The organism is Rhizobium sp. BK491 (genome assembly GCF_014194925.1).
Taxonomy (GTDB): Bacteria; Pseudomonadota; Alphaproteobacteria; order Rhizobiales; family Rhizobiaceae; genus Rhizobium.
Genome location: NZ_JACIAR010000005.1, coordinates 122911 through 143646, shown reverse-complemented (window position 1 = coordinate 143646; position 20736 = coordinate 122911). Strand labels below are relative to the sequence as shown.

The following is a 20736-nucleotide window of genomic DNA, read 5'->3' as shown; positions in this document are numbered from 1 at the left end:
CGGATGAAGCCATGTCTGCAAGGCCTTTAATGGTGAAGCCCCTTATGCCGCATCCGGCGTTGCCGGATGCCGATTGGGCTGACTGCTACCAACTGAAGATTCCGAACTCGGATCTGACGGCGATTGCCGCCGCCCGAACGATGCTCAGCCGCTTTCCGTTTTGGGTGCGGCTGCTGATACGGGTGCGCGATGTGGTAACCGGCTTGTTCGGTTTGAGATCCAGCAGCGACCTTCGGGCGGAGGAGTGGGAGAAGATCGGCTTCTTTCCCGTCGTCAGCAAGTCCGACAATCAGGTCGTACTCGGGTTCGACGATCGGCATCTCGATTTTCGGGTCGTCATCGACGTTCGGAACGACGATCAGGGGCGTCGGCTGGTCGATGCGACGACGCTTGTCCGGCGGAACATATTGCTTGGCCGGATCTATCTCGCAATCATTACGCCATTCCACCGGTTGATCGTCGCAACGATGCTTGCCAATTTGGGTAAGCGGATGCGAGCGATCAGTTCATCGCCGTCACTGTAAAGCCCTGCTTGCGCAGCAGCGCCACGAGACCCTTGTCGCCGACGAGGTGAAGCGCACCGACTGCGATGAAAGCATTGCCCTTGTCGAGAACGGGGGCGGCACGCTCGGCCATGACCTTGTTGCGGTCGAGGATGATGCGCTGCTCGAAGGCGGCCGTGTCGTCGTCGGTGATCTTCTGGTCCGGTTCGATCACCTTCAGCATCGGAATCATCGCGCCGATATTGCCGGCGATATAGAGCTCCGTCATCGTTTCGTTGACGTCGTTGATCTTGTCGCCCAGTTCGAGCGTCTGCATCAGTGACTTCAGATGCAGCGCCACCGGCAGATCACTCATGGCCTTGGCTTGCTCGGCCAGCGTTTCGAGACCGACGACCTTCTTACCCTCGGCGGCGGCGTCGCTCGCCAATTTTTGGTCAAGGAATTTCGCGCCGGCCGTCTTGCGACGAACCTCGCAGCCCGTCATCTCGAAGGAGCTCGAGATCAGCCAGGGCTGCATGCGGGAGACAGCAGCGAGCGCAATGCCGCGCTGTTTCAGACCAGCTTCCAGCCGGGCGTTGTCTTCGGGCGACAGGTGCTGGCTGATGGTCGAGCCGTCGGTGAGCATGGTGAGCGAAGGATTGGCGAAGAGGGCAGCTGCGGCTTTCTTGTCGTCGAGGATCTCATCCGATTCGACAACGATCGTATCGGCTGATGCAACGGCGTCTGCAGCGCCCTTGGGCATGGTGAGCACGCGTGTATCCGAGACATGCATGGTGCCGAGCAGCCATGATGGCTTCAAGCCGGGCTTTTCGATCTTCCAGAAGATACCCTTGCCGTTCTCCACCTTGTCGCCAGCGGCGATGATGGAGGCGTATTTTGCCGGATCATTCTTTTGAAGTTCGGCCATGAGATCCTTGCCGCCGCAGCTGTCGGAAGCTGTCTCACTGGCAAGTAGGGCTGCGATTTTGCCAACGTCGTCCTTCTTGAGATGCGCCAAAGGATTCTTGTCGCCACCGCTATCAGACGCCGTCTGGTTGGCATGGGCAGGCTGCAGCGCCAGCATGGTTGCGATCAGAAGGATCGCCAACGCGAGAGGAACGGCAGTGGCAAGCCAAAGCAGTATATCGCCGAGCGTCGGCTTCATCGACCGCATCGTCTTGGACGCAAGGGCAGAAATCATCAAAATCTTCCGTTCGCAGAGAGCATGACCGCTAACGCCCGAAAGCGGTTTTCAGGGGGCATGCCGAGACATGGTCCTGCTTTACGCGAACGAGACGGAAATTCCCTTAACGCGAGAGGTTAATCTTTCCTTATGCGCGCGGGTGGGCGCGGTCGTAGACCTCGAGCAGGCGTGAGGAATCGACGCCGGTATAGACCTGCGTCGTCGAAAGGCTGGCGTGACCGAGCAGTTCCTGAATGGTGCGCAGATCACCGCCGCCGGCCAGGAGATGGGTCGCAAACGAATGGCGAAGTGCGTGCGGTGTTGCCGTATCCGGCAGCCCGAAGGCGCTGCGCAGTTTTTGCATGCCGTGCTGGATGATGCCCGGCTGCAGCTTGCCGCCGCGCGCGCCGCGAAAGAGGGCGTCATCGGCTTCGAGATGATAGGGACAGAGCTTGCGATATTGATCGACCGCTTGCGTGACGATCAGCAGCAGCGGCACCAGCCGGGTCTTGTTGCCCTTACCGGTAATGCGCAGCGAGGTTGCGCCCGGCGGAAAATCCTGCGGCTTCAGATCCAGCGCCTCGGAAATGCGTAGCCCGCAGCCATAGAGCAAGGTCAGCACGGCGGCATCGCGCGCGGCGATCCAGGGTTCCTCGTGCAGCTGCGCCTCGTCACTGACGACGGTAATCGCCTGCTTGTCGGAAAGCGGCTTCGGAAGCGATTTCGGCTGTTTCGGCGAGCGCACGGCGGCAGCCCCCGCGGCATTCACTAGGCCCTTCTTTTCGAGATAGCGCAAGAGCGAGCGAAGCCCGGCAAGATTGCGCCCGAGCGAACGCGCGCCCGCGCCGTCCTTGCGGCGGGCGGCAAGGAACGCGCGAAAATCGGCGGGGCGGAGCGCATGAATATCCTCGATCGTCGCCGGACCGCCGAGATGGCCGGTGAGGAAGGTCAGGAATTGCCGCGTATCGCGTTCATAGGCATTCAGCGTATGGGCGGCGAGCCGCCGCTCCTGGCCAAGTGCTTCGAGCCAGCGGTTGCGTTCCGCCATCAACCTGGAGTCGGCGATAACAAGCAATTCGTTCAGTGGAAAACCCCTTGAAATTCAGATCGCATCTGCCACTTTGAAGGAAGGAAGGTTATGGAATCGCTAATTTTCCCGCTGCTTCCGGTGCGTTTTCCCTTCGTGCCGCGGGGCGCATCTGGACTTCAATGAAACTGCATATGGCTCGGTCCGGATCTCGGATGGTTCACCTTCCATATGCGAGGCGCTTGTCATGCTTCGATCATATTCGATTGCGATAGAATATATCCCAACCATTCAGGATACTTCATGGCACGCCGCGGTTCGATAACTGCACTCGGGCAGATTGCGGAAGCAATCGCTTTGGTGTCCCAGGGACAGCCAGGACATATCGTCGATACGTTGATCGCAGAGCGCGGGCAGAAGATCGTCCGAAACCCGCTCTGGCCACTCATGCGCCCCTTTCTCTACACGCTGCTGCGCTACAACAAGGCAATCGAATTCGCCGATGATGTCGCCAAGCTTTCGGGCTTCCAGTGCTTCGAATATATGAGCGATCTGCTGCGGCTCGATATCGGCGTCACCCATGCCGACCGCATTCCGGCTAAGGGCGGCTTCATTCTCGTCAGCAATCATCCCACAGGCATTGCCGACGGCGTCGCCGTCTTCGATCTTCTGAAGTCGCGCCGGCCGGACATGATGATCTTTGCCAATCGCGATGCGGTGCGGGTCAACCCGCGCTTCGCCGAAATGATCATTCCGGTGGAGTGGCGCGAGGAATATAAGAGCAAGCTAAAGACGCGCGAGACGCTGCAGCTGACCAACCGCGCCGTTGCCGATGGCAAGGTGACGGTGCTCTTTCCGTCCGGCCGCATCGCCTACTGGGGGAACGGCAAGCTGAACGAGCGTCCATGGAAGACCTCGGCCGTGGGCTTGGCGCGCAAATACAATCTGCCGATCCTGCCGGTGCATCTGACGGCCCGCAATTCCGGCCTGTTCTACTGGTTCGCCAAATGGTCGACCGAGCTGCGCGACATGACGGTCTTCCACGAGCTGCTCAACAAGCGCGGCGACCGGTTTGATTTCCTCGTCGGCAATCTCATCCCGGTCGAGCATCTGGACGGCGACGTCAACGAAGTGACGAAGGCACTGGAGAGGCACACCGTCTTCGACCTTGCGGCTGATGGCAATGCAACCTTCGCGCCGCTTGTTCCTCCGAACGAGGATGAGACCCTGCTTTCGCATTCTCTTTAATATAGGAATCGGCTAAACCCTCGGGCATGCAGCTTCGCTCGATGTTTGCCCGGAATTATCGCTCCCTGCGCTCGATCCGCATGGATCTTTCCGATGTCAATCTGTTCATCGGCGAGAATGGGGTGGGCAAGTCCAATCTCTATCGCTCTCTGCAACTCGTGCAGGCTGCCGTTCGCGGCAGGCTGGCGCATGAGATTTCCAGTGAAGGCGGCATGTTCTCGGCTATGTGGTCGGGCAAGCGGCGTTCGCATGAGTCCGCCCGCATCCGCTTCGATGTCGAGCTGCTCGATATGGAACGGGCGGCGACCTTTCGCTACTGGATCGAAGCGGGCATGCGACCACCCTGTGCCTCCGCCGGATTTCCGTTGGAGCCGCAAGTCAAGGCCGAGGAGCTTTCCGTCGAGACCGGGCGGCGGCCGGTGACGATGATGAAGCGCAAGGGACCAGGCATTTCCGTGCGCGGCGAGAGCGGTCGCATGCAGGCGCATCCCGAAAACGCCCTGACCTCCGAAACGGCGATCGCGCTTTTGAGTGATGCCGGTCATTTTCCGGAGATCGGCACTTTTCGGCGCGCCATCGATGCCTGGCGATTCTACCACGGCTTCCGCACCGATCGCGGCTCGCCGCTGCGCGCGCCTTGCCTTGCCGTCACCTCTCCTATGCTGGATGAGGACGGCGCCAACATCGCCGCCGTTTTCGCGACCCTTGTCCATACGCGCGAAGATACCGTCGAGCTGGACCGGGTTCTTGCCGCAGCGCTCGGCGGTGCCCGGCTCGTGGTGCCGGAGCCACAGGAAACGGCGGATTTCGGCCTGATGCTGCCCGAGTTTCCCAACCGTGTTTTCCAGCCGCGCGAGCTTTCCGATGGCCAGATCCGGTTCCTCGGTCTCGCCGCCGCCTTGATGTCCTACCGCCTGCCGCCGCTGATCGCGCTGAACGAGCCGGAGGCGAGCCTGCATCCGGATATGCTGCCGCCGCTGGCAGACATGATTGCTGAGGCCGCAAAGACCAGCCAGATCTGGATCGTCACCCATTCAGAACGTCTGGCGGAGGCCGTTCGCGAGCGCTGCGGCGCCCGGCCGCGCCGGGTGATCCGTGAGGATGGCTCCACCTGGATCGACGGCATGCGGCTAACCGGCGAGATTGATGATGAGGATGAATAGCGGCGATCCGATTTCGTCCCCTTCCAAACTTATGCGTCCGCAGCGATCATATCGGCAAGCGGCGACGGCATATTCATATGAACAGCCCGGCGTGGTCATATACCTCGCCGGGCCGCATCGTTCTAGAGCGGTTCACTTTTCACGGAATCTCTGAGCCGCTCCATCTCTTTATTGTCTCGCAATTCCGGACGGAAAACCGCTGCGCACTTTTCCTGGAATTGCTCTTAGGAGCGAAGGTTTTCTCTGATCCACTCTTCAGCGGTCGTAACCTTTATGCCATGTCGCTCATTGAAGCTGCCGCGCTTCGGCCATGCCACGCCTTTGCCCTCGGCAAAGACCGCCCGATATTTCTTGATATGGTTATCTGGGTCCTGTGCAAGTTCCGACTTGAGCTGAGGCACTGTCCATTCCGCTTTCGTAAACGGCCGCCCAAGCACGGTCTGAAGTGTGTCGGCAACCTGGCCGTAGGTCACGCTGTCGCCAGCAAGATAGACAATCTCGTTGCGGATCATTGGCCGAGCGAAGACCACCTCGGCGGTCAACGCACCAATATCGTCAGGAGTCGTCAGCGTAACTTCCGTATCCAGGCTGCCCAGCGCGTTGACGACGTTCTTTTCGAGATCGACGACCTCGAAGATCGGTTCAAATAAGAAGCTGGTGAACATTCCCGTAGAGATCACCACCCAGTCGGTCTTGTCTTGCGCGCGCAGAAGGTCACGCACGTCGATCTGGGCATCGAACAGGTCCTGCGGGCTGCCACGACCGATGACGTCGAAGTCGACGCCAAACTGCCACGGAAAATAGCGCTTCAGGTTCGCTTCAAGTGCAGCTTTCGCAAGTTTCATTGGTGTGTTTTGACCAGCGGAAAAGCCCGCACAACCGATCACGGTATCAAAACGTGCGAAGATCGCTGCGAGTTCACTTATTGTTGCGCTAAGGATGTCGCCAGGGACGATCTCGATCCCCAGTTCGCGTATCTCGGAGACATCACGCTGCTTTGCCGGGTCGGTCGACTCAACGGTCGCCGCCCGCAAGAGGACGCTGACGGCTGTACCCGAATGATCCTTGGCCTTACGCGCCAGATCGCGTAGTACAGGCATACCAAGCTCTCCGGCACCAATGACCAGGATCGACTGTCCTTCTGTTGTTTGCGTGGAGTTCATTTTGGAAATCCTTTCTACTCTCACCGTTCGTGGGAACGGGTAAATGGCATCTCTCAGAAAGGATCGTAAGAAGGTACACGCGTGATACCGTAGGGCAGAAAGATGACGAGAGACGAAATCCTGAGCTATTCTCAAGCGGTCTGCGATGGTCTTCGCGAGGATGATGACGGGGTAAGACGCGAAGTTCTGACCCATGCAGGGAATAGATGGTCGCTGGGCGTCATCCATACCTTGGGCGTCTATGGTAGACTGCGCCATGCGGATATCGGACGAAGAATGCATGGTGTTACCCAGAGGATGCTGACACGCACGCTACGACAACTTGAGAGAGATGGGCTGGTCACACGCCATGACCTGGTGGAGATGCCGCCACGCGTGGAATACGAGCTTACCGAGTTGGGAATGGGGCTCCTGATCCGCATGATCCCGCTTTGGACATGGGTCGTTGAAAACTCGGATCAGTTTCGAAAATCGCGTGAGGAATATGACGCGCGACCGCATGAGAAACCATCATGGCAGACTTTTTAACGGGCTCGTAGGCCGCTACGGGCAGCTTGCCTCATGATCCATGATTATCTGCGGTTAGGACGCACCGGGTCCGCTGGGCCGATAGCGATCATTGATGACGCTGTCGCAAAGGACGAATATTTCCGACAGCCGCAAGCCATCCGCATTTTGCGAGCCATCGTGCGCTGCTCCCGGGTTTTCTTTTGCGTCCGTCCGGGGCATGGTCTGGCGCAATGAGCAAAGATTCTTCCGATCTGTTCGGTGCGCTTTTCGAGGCGGCGCCCGCAAAGCCTGTGATGAGCCGTACCGTGCCCGTTCTCGTGCCGATGCCGGCGCCGCGGGCCTATTCCTATGCCGTGCCTGAGGGCATGGCGGTGGAACCGGGTTCGGTCGTGCAGGTGCCGCTTGGGCCACGCCAGGTCATCGGCGTCGTCTGGGATGGCGAGGATGACGGTGGTGTCGATCCGAAGAAGCTTCGGCCGATCAGCCATGTGTTCGATTGCCCGCCGCTCGGTAAGCACATGCGCGATTTCATCGATTGGGTTGCCGCCTATACGCTCTCGCCGCCGGGGCTTGTGGCGCGCATGGCGCTTCGAGCGCCGGCTGCCTTTGATCCCGAGCCGATGATCGAGGGCTTGCGCTTTATCGGCGGCCAGCCGGAACGGATGACGCCGGCTCGCGCCAAGGTGATGGAGATCGCCGCCGATGGGCTTTCGTGGACACGGCTTGGCCTTGCGCATGCGGCGGGTGTGTCCACCAGCGTCGTCGACGGATTGATCTCGCAGGGCATTTTCGAAACCATCTTCCTGCCGCCGCCGCCTGTCGTCGCCAAGCCTGATCCGGAATTCACCGCGTCGCGGCTGCAGGGGCCGCAAAAGGATGCGGCCGACGAAATCCTGGCCGACGTGCGCAAGGGCGAGTTCGCGGTTTCGCTGATCGACGGTGTCACCGGTTCCGGCAAGACGGAGGTCTATTTCGAGGCCATTGCTGAAACGCTCCGGCGCGGCAAACAAGTGTTGATCCTGCTGCCGGAGATCGCATTGACGGCCAGCTTCCTGGAACGCTTTCAGGATCGCTTCGGCGCCAAGCCGGCCGAATGGCATTCCGATCTCGCGCCGAAGATGCGGGAAAAGGTCTGGCGTCAGGCTGTGACCGGCGAGGTTCGGGTCGTGGCCGGGGCGCGTTCGGCGCTCTTCCTGCCCTTCGAGGATCTCGGGCTGATCATCGTCGATGAAGAGCATGATCCCGCCTACAAGCAGGAGGATCGCGTTTATTATAATGCGCGCGATATGGCCGTGGTGCGCGGCCGCATCGGTGATTTTCCCGTCGTGCTGGTGTCGGCGACGCCTTCGGTCGAGAGCCAGGTTAACGGCCAGAGCGGGCGCTACACGACAATCCATCTGCCGACTCGCTTCGGCGATGCGGCGCTTCCGGATCTGCATCTGATCGATATGCGCCGGCATGCGCCCGAGCGCGGCGGCTTTCTTTCGCCGGTCATGATCCGCGCGATCGGCAAGACGGTTGCCAAGGGCGAGCAGGCGCTCTTGTTCCTCAATAGGCGCGGCTATGCGCCGCTGACGCTCTGCCGGGTCTGCGGCCACCGGTTTCAATGCCCTCAATGTTCGAGCTGGCTGGTGGAGCACCGTTTCCGCAACCAGATCCAATGTCATCAATGCGGCTATGCCGAGCGCACGCCGGAGGCCTGCCCCGAATGCGGCACGCTCGACCACCTCGTCGCCTGCGGGCCGGGCGTCGAGCGCATTGCAGAGGAGGTGGAGCGGCATTTCCCCGAGGCGCGGACGATCGTGCTCTCCTCGGACATCATGGGCGGCGTCAAGCGCTTGCGGCTGGAGCTGGAGGCCATCGCCAAGGGCGAGGCTGACATCGTCATCGGTACGCAGCTCGTCGCCAAGGGGCATAATTTCCCGCTGATGACGCTGGTCGGTATCGTCGATGCGGATCTTGGCCTGGCGAATGGCGATCCGCGCGCTGCCGAGCGGACATTCCAGCTCCTGTCGCAGGTGACAGGACGCGCCGGCCGAACTGGCTTGAAGAGCCACGGACTGCTGCAGACCTACCAGCCGCAGCATCCCGTCATGCAGGCGATCGTATCCGGCGACGCCAGTGCCTTTTACGAGCGCGAGATCTCGGAGCGGGAGAGGGCCATCTTGCCGCCCTTCGGCCGGCTTGCCTCGATCATCGTCTCGGCCGACAGCAGGCAGGATGCCGAAACCCATGCCCGCGGCATGCGCAATGCGGCGCCGCAGGTCTCGGGCATATCGGTACTGGGTCCGGCCGAAGCGCCGATCGCGCTGGTGCGCGGCCGCCATCGTTTCCGTCTGCTCGTGCACGGCAGGCGGAATTCCGACATGCAAGGCTTTCTGCGAGCCATGCTGGCGCAATCCCCAAAGGAGCGCGGCTCCGTGCAGGTGCAGCTCGATATCGATCCGCAAAGCTTTCTGTGATTGGCGCGGCAGATATCCTGGCCGCACCTTTCCCTTGTAATGCGGATCATGCCATAAGTCGGCCGTCTCACTTGACCTGATTTGTGCGCGGCTGATTTTGAGGGCGATCGATGGAGCTTTATTTTCCGACCGAATTCGGCGAGCGGCTTGCCTACTGTTCGGCTGCCATTACGGCGCTGATCGGCCTTTTCCTGATGTTCGCGCCGGGTTACACCTATCGCTTCCTCAAGCTGCAGGTGAAGGAAGGCCGTTCGGAAGCCTATGCCGAGGCTCGCTCGGCCGGCGGCTTCATGGTGGGTTTCGGTTTGGTGGCAATCCTGCTGGCGCAGCCGATGATCTATCTCGCGCTCGGTGCCGCCTTCGGCGTCGCGGCGTTCGGTCGCATTCTGTCGCTTATGTCCGATCGTGGCAGTATATTTCTAAGTCTTCTTCTTCTGGTTGTGCAGGCGATTCTTGCTGCGCTACCTTTTCTCTATGGTCTTGGCTATATTTGACCCGAAAACGGCTCCGGCGCGGCCATTTTTGCCTGCGCTATCCCCATGCTTTTCGAATTTTGCCATCATAAATTCGCCCGAATGGCGTATTCGTCGAATACGCGTGTTGCGAGTCTCAATATCCTATGTTAGACGAACCCCGAATTTCGGATGAGGCAGGAGCGCGCTCCTGCTGATTTCTGGGGGAAATCAAAACGAATTCAAGGGCATATCGCTTCCGTCACTCGGAAGTTTGGTTCTTGGGTTGAAATCAGGGAATTTTGTGCCCGTGGCAGACACATCCCAGCATGTTTCTGGTGTCGCAGAACGATATGCCTCGTCGCTGTTCGAATTGGCTCTTGAAGAGGGTGCCGTACCGGCAGTGGCCGCCGATCTCGATCGGTTCCAAGCCATGCTCGACGAAAGCGAAGATCTGAAGCGCTTCGTCCTCAGCCCGGTCTTTTCGGCTGAAGAGCAGGTCGGCGCGATCCAGGCGCTGGCAACGAAGGCCGGCTTCGGCGCTTACGTCACCAATTTTCTGAAGCTTGTGGCCAGCAATCGGCGCCTTTTTGCGCTGCCGGGCATGATCAAGGCTTTCCGCATCATCGCCGCCCAGCATCGCGGCGAGATTTCCGCCGAGGTCACCTCGGCCCATGCGCTGACTCCGGCGCAGGAAGATGAATTGAAGGCGGCGCTGAAGGGCGTCACCGGCAAGGACGTGACGATTGTCGTCACCGTCGATCCGTCGATCCTTGGCGGCCTGATCGTCAAGGTCGGTTCGCGTCAGATCGATACGTCCCTTCGCACCAAACTCTCCACCCTTAAGCTTGCATTGAAAGAGGTCGGCTGATGGATATCCGCGCCGCGGAAATTTCCGCAATTCTGAAAGATCAGATCAAAAACTTCGGCAAGGAAGCTGAAGTCTCCGAAGTCGGCCAGGTTCTCTCCGTCGGTGACGGTATCGCCCGCGTCTACGGTCTGGACAACGTCCAGGCCGGCGAAATGGTCGAATTCCCCGGCGGTATCCGCGGCATGGCCCTGAACCTCGAAGCCGACAATGTCGGCGTGGTTATCTTCGGCTCCGACCGCGACATCAAGGAAGGCGACACCGTCAAGCGCACGGGCGCGATCGTTGACGTTCCGGTCGGTCCGGAACTGCTCGGCCGCGTTGTCGACGCGCTCGGCAATCCGATCGACGGCAAGGGCCCGATCAATGCGACCCGCCGTTCGCGCGTCGACGTCAAGGCTCCGGGTATCATTCCGCGCAAGTCGGTTCATGAGCCGATGTCGACCGGCCTCAAGGCCATCGACGCTCTGATCCCGGTTGGCCGCGGCCAGCGCGAGCTCGTCATCGGCGACCGCCAGACCGGCAAGACCGCCATCATTCTCGACACGATCCTGAACCAGAAGGCCATCCACGATGCCGGCCCGGACAGCGAAAAGCTGTACTGCGTCTACGTCGCCGTCGGCCAGAAGCGTTCGACCGTTGCCCAGTTCGTCAAGGTGCTCGAAGAGCGCGGCGCGCTGAAGTATTCGATCATCGTTGCCGCGACCGCTTCCGACCCGGCTCCGATGCAGTTCCTCGCTCCGTTTGCCGGTTGCGCCATGGGCGAATACTTCCGTGACAACGCCCAGCACGCGCTGATCGGCTATGACGACCTGTCCAAGCAGGCCGTTGCTTACCGTCAGATGTCGCTGCTGCTGCGCCGCCCGCCGGGCCGCGAAGCCTATCCGGGCGACGTTTTCTACCTGCACTCGCGTCTCCTTGAGCGCGCCGCAAAGATGAACGACGAGAAGGGCGCTGGCTCGCTCACCGCTCTCCCGGTCATCGAAACGCAGGGTAACGACGTTTCGGCCTTCATTCCGACCAACGTGATCTCGATCACCGACGGCCAGATCTTCCTCGAAACCGACCTGTTCTATCAGGGTATCCGTCCGGCCGTTAACGTCGGTCTCTCGGTTTCGCGCGTCGGTTCGTCCGCTCAGATCAAGGCGATGAAGCAGGTTGCCGGCTCGATCAAGGGCGAACTCGCCCAGTATCGCGAAATGGCCGCCTTCGCCCAGTTCGGTTCCGACCTCGATGCGGCAACGCAGCGCCTGCTGAACCGCGGTGCCCGCCTGACCGAGCTCCTGAAGCAGCCGCAATTCTCGCCGCTGAAGACGGAAGAGCAGGTTGCGGTGATCTTCGCCGGCGTCAACGGCTACCTCGACAAGCTGCCTGTTGCTCAGGTCGGCAAGTTCGAGCAGGGCCTGCTGTCCTACCTCCGCTCGGAAGGCAAGGAAATCCTCGACGCCATCCGTACCGAAAAGGCCATCAGCGACGCGACGAAGGGTAAGCTCACCGCTGCTCTCGACAGCTTCGCCAAGTCTTTCGCGTAATCGGGCCCAAGCTCTAGGACGGACCAAGGATGCCTTCACTCAAGGATCTGAAAAACCGGATCGCCTCCGTCAAGGCGACGCAGAAGATCACCAAGGCGATGAAAATGGTCGCCGCGGCGAAGCTTCGGCGTGCGCAGGAGGCGGCCGAGGCCGCCCGGCCTTATTCGCAGCGCATGGCCGCTGTTCTGGCCAATATCTCGGCTGCCGTCAGCGATGCTGACGGTGCGCCGCTGCTGATGACCGGAACCGGCAAGAGCGATGTGCATCTGCTCGTCGTTTGCACGGCCGAGCGTGGCCTTTGCGGCGGCTTCAATTCGCAGATTTCGCGCTTCGCCCGCGACCATGCCCGCAAGCTTCTGGCCGAAGGCAAGACGGTGAAGATCTTCACCGTCGGCAAGAAGGGCTATGACGTCCTTCGCCGCGAATATGCATCGCTGATCGTCGAGCGCAAGGAACTGCGCGACGTCAAGCGCATCGGCTTCGACAATGCCGACGCCATCGGCAAGCGTATCATCGATATGTTCGAAGCCGGCGAATTCGACGTTTGCACGCTGTTCTACTCCGAATTCAAGTCGGTGATCAGCCAGGTGCCGACGGCACAGCAGCTCATCCCGGCTTCGGCTCCGGCCGTCGTCGAACAAGACGCAGCCCACAAGGGTGCCGTCTACGAATACGAGCCGGATGCGGCTTCGATCCTCGCGGACCTGATCCCGCGCAACATCTCCGTCCAGATCTTCCGCGCGTTGCTCGAAAACGTCGCCGGCGAGATGGGCGCCAAGATGAGTGCGATGGACAATGCGACGCGCAACGCTGGTGAGATGATCAACAAGCTGACGCTGAACTACAACCGTCAGCGTCAGGCACAGATCACCAAGGAATTGATTGAAATCATTTCGGGCGCGGAAGCGCTCTGAGGTTAGGGAAAGAGGGTAAGAAAATGGCTGACGCAGCTACCCCCGCAGGTTCTGTCGGTAAGGTTACTCAGGTTATCGGCGCCGTTGTGGACGTTGCTTTCGACGGCGAGCTCCCGGCGATCCTGAACGCGCTTGAAACCGACAATAACGGTAATCGTCTGGTTCTCGAAGTCGCACAGCACCTCGGCGAAAATTCCGTTCGCACCATCGCCATGGACTCGACCGAAGGCCTGGTTCGTGGACAGCGTGTCAACGACACCGGTGCACCGATCTCGGTTCCGGTCGGACATGAGACGCTCGGCCGTATCATGAACGTCATCGGCGAGCCCGTCGACGAAGCAGGTCCGCTGAACACCTCCAAGAAGCGCGCCATCCACCAGGATGCTCCGTCCTACGTCGAGCAGTCCACGGAATCTCAGATCCTCGTCACCGGCATCAAGGTCGTCGATCTCCTCGCTCCTTACGCAAAGGGCGGTAAGATCGGCCTGTTCGGCGGCGCCGGCGTCGGCAAGACCGTTCTCATCATGGAGCTGATCAACAACGTCGCCAAGGCGCACGGTGGTTACTCGGTATTCGCAGGCGTGGGTGAACGCACCCGCGAAGGCAACGACCTCTACCACGAAATGATCGAATCGGGCGTCAACAAGCATGGCGGCGGCGAAGGCTCCAAGGCTGCGCTCGTGTACGGCCAGATGAACGAACCGCCGGGCGCGCGCGCTCGCGTCGCTCTGACCGGTCTGACTGTTGCTGAGAACTTCCGCGATGAAGGCCAGGACGTTCTGTTCTTCGTCGACAACATCTTCCGCTTCACGCAGGCTGGTTCGGAAGTGTCGGCTCTGCTCGGCCGTATTCCTTCGGCGGTGGGTTATCAGCCGACGCTCGCAACCGACATGGGCCAGATGCAGGAACGCATCACCACGACGACGACCGGCTCGATAACCTCGGTTCAGGCCATTTACGTTCCGGCCGACGACTTGACCGACCCGGCACCGGCAACCTCGTTCGCCCACCTGGACGCAACCACCGTTCTGTCGCGCTCGATCGCCGAAAAGGGCATCTACCCGGCCGTCGACCCGCTCGACTCCACCTCGCGCATGCTCGACCCGATGGTCGTCGGCGAAGAGCACTACGAAGTTGCCCGTAAGGTCCAGTCGACGCTGCAGCGCTACAAGGCCCTGCAGGACATCATCGCCATCCTGGGCATGGACGAATTGTCCGAAGACGACAAGCTGGCTGTTGCCCGCGCCCGCAAGATCGAGCGCTTCCTGTCGCAGCCGTTCTTCGTCGCAGAAGTCTTCACCGGTTCGCCGGGCAAGCTCGTCGCTCTCGAAGACACGATCAAGGGCTTCAAGGGCCTCGTCAACGGCGAATACGACCACCTGCCGGAAGCTGCCTTCTACATGGTCGGCTCGATCGAAGAAGCGATCGAAAAGGCCAAGAAGCTGGCTGCCTAATCAGGCCAATCCATCGGCGCGCGGCTTTGCCCGCGCGCCCTTGCCTTGCGAATAAGACAATCGAGAAGTGACGGGTCATGGCTGACAATTTCAATTTCGAACTGGTTTCTCCGGAGCGCCTGCTGCTGTCGGAACAGGTCATCGATGTCGTCATCCCCGCCAGCGAAGGCGAGATGACCGTCATGGCGAACCATGCGCCGACCATGACCACCATCAAGCCGGGCGTCGTCAAGGTGCATTCCGCTTCGGGCAAGAAGCAGGACTACGTCGTTTTCGGCGGCTTCGCCGACATCCTGCCGACCGGTTGCACGCTGCTCGCCGAATCCGCCGTTCCGGTCGAGGACATGAGCCGCGACGAGCTGGACCGCCGCATCAATGCCGCCAAGGCCGAGCTCGAAGATGCCGAGCATCATGAGCACAAGTCGCGCCTGGAGCACTTCATCATGGAACTCTCGCATCTGCGTGGCTCGATCCCGCAGGATTGATGCGATCCAAACATTGATAAGTGAGATGAAAGCGGTCCTGTGGGCCGCTTTTTTGTTATCCGTATGCTCTCATTTGAAATACCATGCACTCAAAAGGGCTGCTGAGTTTTGTCGATGAGCAGCCCTAAGTTGCCAGCAGGATTGAGAATATCAGGCACAATGTCATCGGTTGTGAACGGGATGCCGTCAGGCCCGACACTGCGAAGATAATAGTGATTGGCACCTGTGCGCTGATAGTAGAAGAGCTTCTGGTTTGGCAGCGTACCGAGCTGGAAGGGGTCGGCCACGAAAATTACATTGTTTTGTCCTGCTGCCTTTTGCAGCTCCTCCAAAGAGCTTGGATAAGATCCATGCTGCAGCCGGTATAACTCTATGGCCGGAACCAAGGCGTTGAGTGTCTGCGATGCGAGTCGCTTCTTCAGATCATCGGCAATGCCGCCGTGCTCGACGAACCCCTTATAATAGAGACCTCCATAAATGACGACGGTGACAAGTATTCCGAACGTTCCAAGCGTCGCTAACAGTCGTCCCCCTTTCTTTCTGGTTAGCAATCCCCAAAGAATAGCTGTGATACCAAAGGGTACGCCAAGGAGCGGAAAGAATGAAAATCCAGCAATGACATATGGCGCAGCGCCAAGTCGCTGCTGACTGTCTATCATGAAAATGCCTCGCGCCAGCGCAGCAATAACGATGTTCGGCTCTTCTCGCGAACCTACCGGAAGATTAGCTTTTGCTTGTTACACCAGAAGTAACGCCCAACCTGGATTGTATGAGCCAGATTGAGACCGCTTGCAATATACATAGGAAATAACGGAACGGCATTTTGATGTGAACCGGTTACAGTCGCGAACGACTTCCATGTTTGCGATTCTCCGACAAACTCACGATCTAGATTCTAGCGATTTTCCGCCAACAGAAACCGATGCAACTGAGCCGCCTCGGGAGAGAGCGAGCGAAAGCGCGGTGCGCCAAGATAATATCCGAAGCCGCTCTCGACGCGATCGTTGCCGATGGTGACGAGCGCGCCGGATTGCAGGTATTCCTCGATGAGGCCGAGGCTGCCGAGCGCTATGCCTTCGCCCCGGAGCGCTGCTTCCACCGCCATGATATAGGTGGAGAAGGACAGGCGAGGTCGCGGCGGCTTGCCCTTCAAGGGGTCTCCGATGCGGCCGAACCATTGGCGGAAGCTGATCCAATGGGCGTTGGCGCGTTCGTAGTCGATGAGATCGAGCCCGGCGATATCGACCGCCGTTAGCGCCTGCGGGTTGAGACCGCGGGCTGCCAGGTAATCCGGCGAGGCAACCGGGACCAGCACCTCGTTCAAGAGTGGCGTCAGGCTCCAGCGCGGATGCTCGCCGGTGGAATAGATGATGATGAGATCGTGGTTCTCCGAGGCAAGTTCGGAATGCACGTCCGTCGTCAGCAGGCGCACGGAGATGCCGGGGCTCTCCTTGCCGAAATCCCTGAGCCGCTGCCCGAGCCAGAGATGCGAGATCGAGCCGCTTGCGGCGATCGAGATGATTTCGCCCGTGCCGGCGCGAAAGGGTTCCAGGCTCTCCTCCAGATATTCCAGCGTGGCACGGACGCGCTGAAACAGCCGCTCGCCATCCGGCGTCAGCGCCAGATTGCGGCCTCGGCGGGTAAAGAGCGTCGCGCCGAGATGATCCTCAAGCCCCTTGATGCGGCGGCTGACGGCGGCCTGGGTGATATTGAGCTCCCGGCCGGCGCGGGAGAAGTTCATGGCGCGCGCGGCCGCATCAAACACGCGGAAGGCCTCCAGCGGTATTTTCTCTAGCATCGCCTCTCCATAACTTCAGATCATCAATATTCCCGATAATTCGCCGGATTTGAAGATCTGAAATTGTGATGCAGGATTATGACAAGATTTTCAGCCGCTTTTCCAAGGGGATCTCCGCGTGTCCTTCTCCATTTCCGCCATCCCAGACATTCGTTTCGGCGAGGGTGCGCTCTCCGGCCTTCCCGCTGCGGTCAAATCCTTCGACGGCGTCGGCGCCGTTCTGCTTGTCATCGATGCCTTCCTGGCGCAGTCCGGCCTTGCCGCCAGGGTCAGCTCCGAGCTTGCCGAAGCAGGCGTGAACACGCAGGTCTATTCCGATTTTGCCGGCGAGCCGAAGCTTGCGCATCTGCATGCAGCGATCGAAGCTGGGCAAGGGGCGGATATGGTGATCGGCATCGGCGGCGGCTCGGCCCTCGATATAGGCAAGATCGTCGCCTGCTGCATCGCCTCCGGCGAGGATCCGATGCATTATGCGCTGGCCGCTAACCCGCTGCCGAAGAACCCGCTGAAGAAGATCATGATCCCGACCACGGCCGGCACGGGATCGGAAACATCGGCCACGAATATCTTTGCCGGGCCTGAGGGCAAGAAGCTCTGGATCTGGGGGCCGGAAACAAAGGCCGATCTCGTCATTCTCGATCCCGCGCTGACGAAGACCTTACCCGCTAACCTTACCGCATGGTGCGGTTTCGATGCTTTCATCCACGCCTTCGAGGCAGCGACGAATCGCAACACGCATCGCGGCGCGCAATTTTATGCGCATCAAGCGCTGCGGCTGATCACCGGCGCTCTGGAGACGGCCGTCAAGCAACCCAACGATATCACCGCGCGCGGCGACGTATTGCTTGGCTCCTGCTTTGGCGGTATTGCGATCGACAATTGCGGCACGGCGATCGCTCACAATATCAGCCATGCACTGGCGGGCCTCGGTCCTGTCCATCATGGGCTTGCGACCGCTCTCGGCTTCGAAGTGACGCTTCCGTGGCTGGTTGAGGCGGATACGGCAGATCTGAATGCTGCGGCCAAGGCTTGCGGCCTCGCCAGCGCTGCTGAACTTCCCGCTTTCGTTTCCAACTGGATGGACCGCTGCGGTATCGTGCGCGCGCTGCCGGCTGCCTTCAAACCTTTCGATGCCTCCGATCTCGCCCGCGAGATGCGGGCGACCGAAAACCAGCCCATGCGGCGCTCTACGATCCGCGACGTGACGGATGCTGACATCGACCGCTTTGCTGCCGCCGTCATGGCGCTGCCGAAAGGAATTTAAGATGACCAAGAATTACACGCGCGACTATTGGGAAAGCGTCCTCTCCGGCCTCAAGTCCGAAGGTCGTCACTTCATCGACGGCGCCCACCGTGCCGCCGCATCGGGCGAGACCTTCATCCGCATCCGGCCGATGGATGGAAAGCCAGGCGCTGAGCTTGCCCGTGGCAATGCGGCGGACATCGACGCTGCCGTCGCCTCCGCCCGCGCTGCCTTCGAAAATGGCGTCTGGCGCAAGAAGGAGCCGCTCGAACAGAAGAAGATCATGCTGAAATGGGCCGATCTCATCCGCGCCAATGGCGATGAGCTGGCTATGCTTGAGACGATCGATGTCGGCAAGCCGGTCATGGCGTCGCTCGGCGTCGATGTGCGTCTCTGCGCCGAAGGTATCCAGTTCTACGGCGAGATGATCGACAAGATGTATGACGAGATTGCGCCGACCGGCCCGAATGCGCGTGCCTTGGTGCGCAAGGTGCCGCTTGGCGTCATCGGGGCGATCACGCCCTGGAACTATCCGATGATCATCGACGCCTGGAAGCTCGGGCCTGCGATCGCGGCTGGCAATTCCGTCGTGCTGAAGCCGGCGGAACAATCCTCGCTTTCGGCGATCCGGCTTGCCGAACTCGCGATCGAAGCCGGCCTGCCGGCAGGCGTCTTCAACGTCGTCACGGGTTATGGCGAGGAGACCGGGAAGCCGTTGGCGCTGCACATGGATGTCGACATGATCGCCTTTACCGGCTCGACCGAGGTCGGCAAGCTGATCATGGGCTATGCGGCGCAATCGAACGTCAAGCGCGTGGCGCTGGAGCTTGGCGGCAAGTCGCCGCTGGTCGTGTTTGAAGACGCCGATCTCGATGCGGCGGCCGTCGCTGCCGCCTGGGGCTGTTTCTACAATTCCGGCGAAACCTGCCATGCCTCGACACGTCTGATCGTGCAGCGTTCGGTGCAGGACAGACTGATCGAGAAGATCGAGGCTGTCACCCGCTCCGACATCGCGCTCAAGCATCCGCTCGACCCCGCAGCGCAGATCGGCGCGCTGATCGAGGAAGAGCACATGAACAAGGTGCTGGCGATGATCGCGGCCGGCGAAAAGGAAGGCGCGCGCCGTGCCTTCGGCGCCGAGCGCGTCTTGAGCGAAACCGGCGGCTATTATGTCTCGCCGGGTGTCTTCGTCGACATGACCAACGATATGAGCCTGGCGCGGCAGGAAATCTTTGGTCCGGTGCTGGCCGCCATTCCCTTCGATACCGAAGAGGAGGCGCTGAAGATCGCCAACGATACGATCTACGGGCTTGCCGGAGCCGTCTTTACCAAGGACATGGATCGCGCTCATCGTTTCTCCGAGGCTATCCATGCGGGTACGGTGTGGATCAACACCTACGACATGTCGAACTTCGCGACACCGTTCGGCGGCTTCAAGCAGTCCGGTTTCGGACGCGACCGCTCGGTGCATGCGATCGATAAATACTGCGATTACAAGACGATCTGGCAGCAGTTCGGCTGAGGGATCGATATCGGCATGATCCTTTTCTAAGGGTCATGCCCGGAGGATAAAGGGGAGCCATAATGAGCAAGATCGTTTCCATCGAGATCACCCATCATCGCCTGCCGCTCGATCCGGCATTCAAGGCGAGCTGGGATGGCCGTCCGCGTCGGCATTTCGATGCGACCATCGTGCGCGTCCGAGACGATGAAGGCCGCGAAGGCATCGGCTCCGGCGACCTGATGAAGGGCTTCGAAGGGCACGAGGATCTGTTCATCGGGCAGGACCCTCGGCATGTCGAACGGCATTATGAAGTCCTCTCGCACATCAACTTCCATTACGGCCGCTGCTGGCCGATGGACCTGGCTTTGTGGGATCTCTCCGGCAAGATCACTGGCGAGCCGGTCTGGCGGATGCTCGGTGGCCGCGCCAGCAGGGTTCGGCTCTATGCATCCTCCGGCGTGCTGCGCGAACCCTCCGCGATGGCCGATCAGGCCGAGCGTTATATCGACGAAGGCTTTCCGGCCATGAAGGTGCGCTTCTCCTCCTCTTCGGGCGGCCGCGGCGGCTGGCGCGAGGACGTCAAGGCGCTGGAAGCGATCCGCGCCCGCGTCAGCGACCGGCTGGAACTGATGGTCGACTGCAATCAGGGCTGGCGCATGCCCTGGGATACGACCTTGCCCTGGACCTTCAAGGACGCGCTTGCTGTTGCCAAGGAACTGGAACGGCTTGGCGTCTACTGGATGGAGGAGCCGCTTCACCGCTCGGATCGCAAGGGCATGAAGGAATTGAAGGAGGCAACGTCGGTCCGCATCGTCGGCGGCGAGATGACGCGTGAGCTCTATGAATTTCGCGATATCATCGAAGAGCGTGCCTTCGATGTCATCCAACCCGATGTCGCCCTTGTCGGCGGCATCACCGGTTGCCGGCGGCTGGCCTATCAGGCGCGCGAGGCGGGCGTGCAGTTCACGCCGCATTCCTGGACGAACGGTATCGGGGTTCTCGCCAACGCGCATTTGACCGCCGGTGTCGCCGATAGCGCCTGGCTCGAATATCCCTACGACAATCCGGAGTGGAGCGAAGCTCGCCGCGATTATCCGATGGCCTCGCCGCTCAAGCACGATGCCGGCTGGCTGGATCTCGGCGTCGCACCGGGACTCGGCATCGTTCTTGATGAGGAGCGACTGAAGGCAACGCGCATCTAAAGGCGCCTGCGGGATTGGGCAGCAAGGCCGTGGCATATGGGGTGCT

At 60.4% G+C, this 20736-nt stretch carries 19 protein-coding genes; 14 read left to right on the top strand and 5 right to left on the bottom strand.

The annotated features are described in order from the left end of the window. Positions 1-11 precede the first annotated feature (11 nt). The gene (locus tag FHX05_RS22475; RefSeq protein WP_183874651.1) at positions 12-524 is read left to right on the top strand and encodes a DUF2867 domain-containing protein; all 513 of its coding nucleotides are present in this window, start codon (positions 12-14) and stop codon (positions 522-524) included. Here FHX05_RS22475 and FHX05_RS22470 read toward each other — a convergent pair. Beyond that, on the bottom strand, positions 502-1683 hold the full coding sequence (locus tag FHX05_RS22470; RefSeq protein WP_246699049.1) for a TraB/GumN family protein: 1182 nt from the start codon (positions 1681-1683) through the stop codon (positions 502-504). The genes FHX05_RS22475 and FHX05_RS22470 overlap by 23 nt on opposite strands. A 130-nt stretch (positions 1684-1813) precedes the next feature. After that, a complete protein-coding gene (locus tag FHX05_RS22465; RefSeq protein WP_183874926.1) occupies positions 1814-2749 on the bottom strand; it encodes a tyrosine recombinase XerC in 936 nt (311 codons plus the stop codon). Between the two features lie 246 nt (positions 2750-2995). Here FHX05_RS22465 and FHX05_RS22460 point away from each other — a divergent pair, with 246 nt between their 5' ends. Together FHX05_RS22460 and FHX05_RS22455 are read left to right on the top strand one after the other, a co-directional pair. Next, entirely contained in the window at positions 2996-3940 is a 945-nt protein-coding gene (locus FHX05_RS22460; RefSeq protein ID WP_183874649.1) for a 1-acyl-sn-glycerol-3-phosphate acyltransferase, read from the top strand. 26 nt (positions 3941-3966) lie between these two features. Continuing rightward, a complete protein-coding gene (locus tag FHX05_RS22455) occupies positions 3967-5103 on the top strand; it encodes an AAA family ATPase (protein WP_183874646.1) in 1137 nt (378 codons plus the stop codon). 224 nt (positions 5104-5327) lie between these two features. Here FHX05_RS22455 and FHX05_RS22450 read toward each other — a convergent pair whose 3' ends face one another. Continuing rightward, the gene (locus FHX05_RS22450; protein WP_183874644.1) at positions 5328-6266 is read right to left on the bottom strand and encodes an aromatic alcohol reductase; all 939 of its coding nucleotides are present in this window, start codon (positions 6264-6266) and stop codon (positions 5328-5330) included. 102 nt (positions 6267-6368) lie between these two features. Between FHX05_RS22450 and FHX05_RS22445 the strand changes: the two genes are divergently transcribed. The 8 genes from FHX05_RS22445 (at position 6369) to FHX05_RS22410 (ending at position 14943) form a co-directional block, all read left to right on the top strand. Continuing rightward, positions 6369-6794: a helix-turn-helix domain-containing protein gene (locus FHX05_RS22445; RefSeq protein ID WP_112413870.1), complete on the top strand. Its 426-nt coding sequence runs from the start codon at positions 6369-6371 to the stop codon at positions 6792-6794. A gap of 212 nt (positions 6795-7006) precedes the next feature. Next, complete coding sequence (locus FHX05_RS22440; protein WP_183874642.1) at positions 7007-9238, top strand: primosomal protein N'; 2232 nt, start codon at positions 7007-7009, stop codon at positions 9236-9238. Between the two features lie 110 nt (positions 9239-9348). Next, positions 9349-9732, top strand: a complete 384-nt coding sequence (locus FHX05_RS22435; protein ID WP_112607793.1) for a DUF4345 domain-containing protein — start codon at positions 9349-9351, stop codon at positions 9730-9732. Between the two features lie 262 nt (positions 9733-9994). After that, on the top strand, positions 9995-10561 hold the full coding sequence (locus tag FHX05_RS22430; RefSeq protein ID WP_112607791.1) for a F0F1 ATP synthase subunit delta: 567 nt from the start codon (positions 9995-9997) through the stop codon (positions 10559-10561). Next, positions 10561-12090, top strand: coding sequence for a F0F1 ATP synthase subunit alpha (gene atpA / locus FHX05_RS22425; RefSeq protein ID WP_183714906.1), 1530 nt, complete (start codon positions 10561-10563; stop codon positions 12088-12090). Before FHX05_RS22430 ends, atpA begins: the two co-directional genes overlap by 1 nt. A 29-nt stretch (positions 12091-12119) precedes the next feature. Then, positions 12120-13004, top strand: a complete 885-nt coding sequence (locus FHX05_RS22420) for a F0F1 ATP synthase subunit gamma (RefSeq protein ID WP_112336385.1) — start codon at positions 12120-12122, stop codon at positions 13002-13004. A 23-nt stretch (positions 13005-13027) separates the two neighbouring features. Further along, positions 13028-14458 carry a F0F1 ATP synthase subunit beta gene (gene atpD, locus FHX05_RS22415; RefSeq protein WP_112336386.1) on the top strand — a complete coding sequence of 477 codons (1431 nt, stop codon included), beginning with the start codon at positions 13028-13030 and terminating at the stop codon, positions 14456-14458. A gap of 77 nt (positions 14459-14535) precedes the next feature. Next, positions 14536-14943: a F0F1 ATP synthase subunit epsilon gene (locus FHX05_RS22410; RefSeq protein ID WP_095436050.1), complete on the top strand. Its 408-nt coding sequence runs from the start codon at positions 14536-14538 to the stop codon at positions 14941-14943. Between the two features lie 89 nt (positions 14944-15032). Here the strand turns inward: FHX05_RS22410 and FHX05_RS22405 are convergent, their stop codons facing one another. Together FHX05_RS22405 and FHX05_RS22400 are read right to left on the bottom strand one after the other, a co-directional pair. Beyond that, a complete protein-coding gene (locus tag FHX05_RS22405; protein ID WP_183874640.1) occupies positions 15033-15602 on the bottom strand; it encodes a type II secretion system protein GspG in 570 nt (189 codons plus the stop codon). A gap of 236 nt (positions 15603-15838) precedes the next feature. After that, positions 15839-16741 (bottom strand): LysR substrate-binding domain-containing protein, encoded by a 903-nt coding sequence (locus FHX05_RS22400; RefSeq protein ID WP_183874638.1) that lies wholly within the window; start codon positions 16739-16741, stop codon positions 15839-15841. A gap of 118 nt (positions 16742-16859) precedes the next feature. Between FHX05_RS22400 and FHX05_RS22395 the strand changes: the two genes are divergently transcribed. The 3 genes from FHX05_RS22395 (at position 16860) to FHX05_RS22385 (ending at position 20690) form a co-directional block, all read left to right on the top strand. Next, the gene (locus tag FHX05_RS22395) at positions 16860-18005 is read left to right on the top strand and encodes an iron-containing alcohol dehydrogenase (protein WP_183874636.1); all 1146 of its coding nucleotides are present in this window, start codon (positions 16860-16862) and stop codon (positions 18003-18005) included. A gap of 1 nt (position 18006) precedes the next feature. Further along, a complete protein-coding gene (locus FHX05_RS22390) occupies positions 18007-19506 on the top strand; it encodes an aldehyde dehydrogenase (RefSeq protein WP_183874634.1) in 1500 nt (499 codons plus the stop codon). A 62-nt stretch (positions 19507-19568) separates the two neighbouring features. Then, complete coding sequence (locus FHX05_RS22385) at positions 19569-20690, top strand: mandelate racemase/muconate lactonizing enzyme family protein (protein WP_183874632.1); 1122 nt, start codon at positions 19569-19571, stop codon at positions 20688-20690. The last annotated feature ends 46 nt before the right edge of the window (positions 20691-20736 follow it).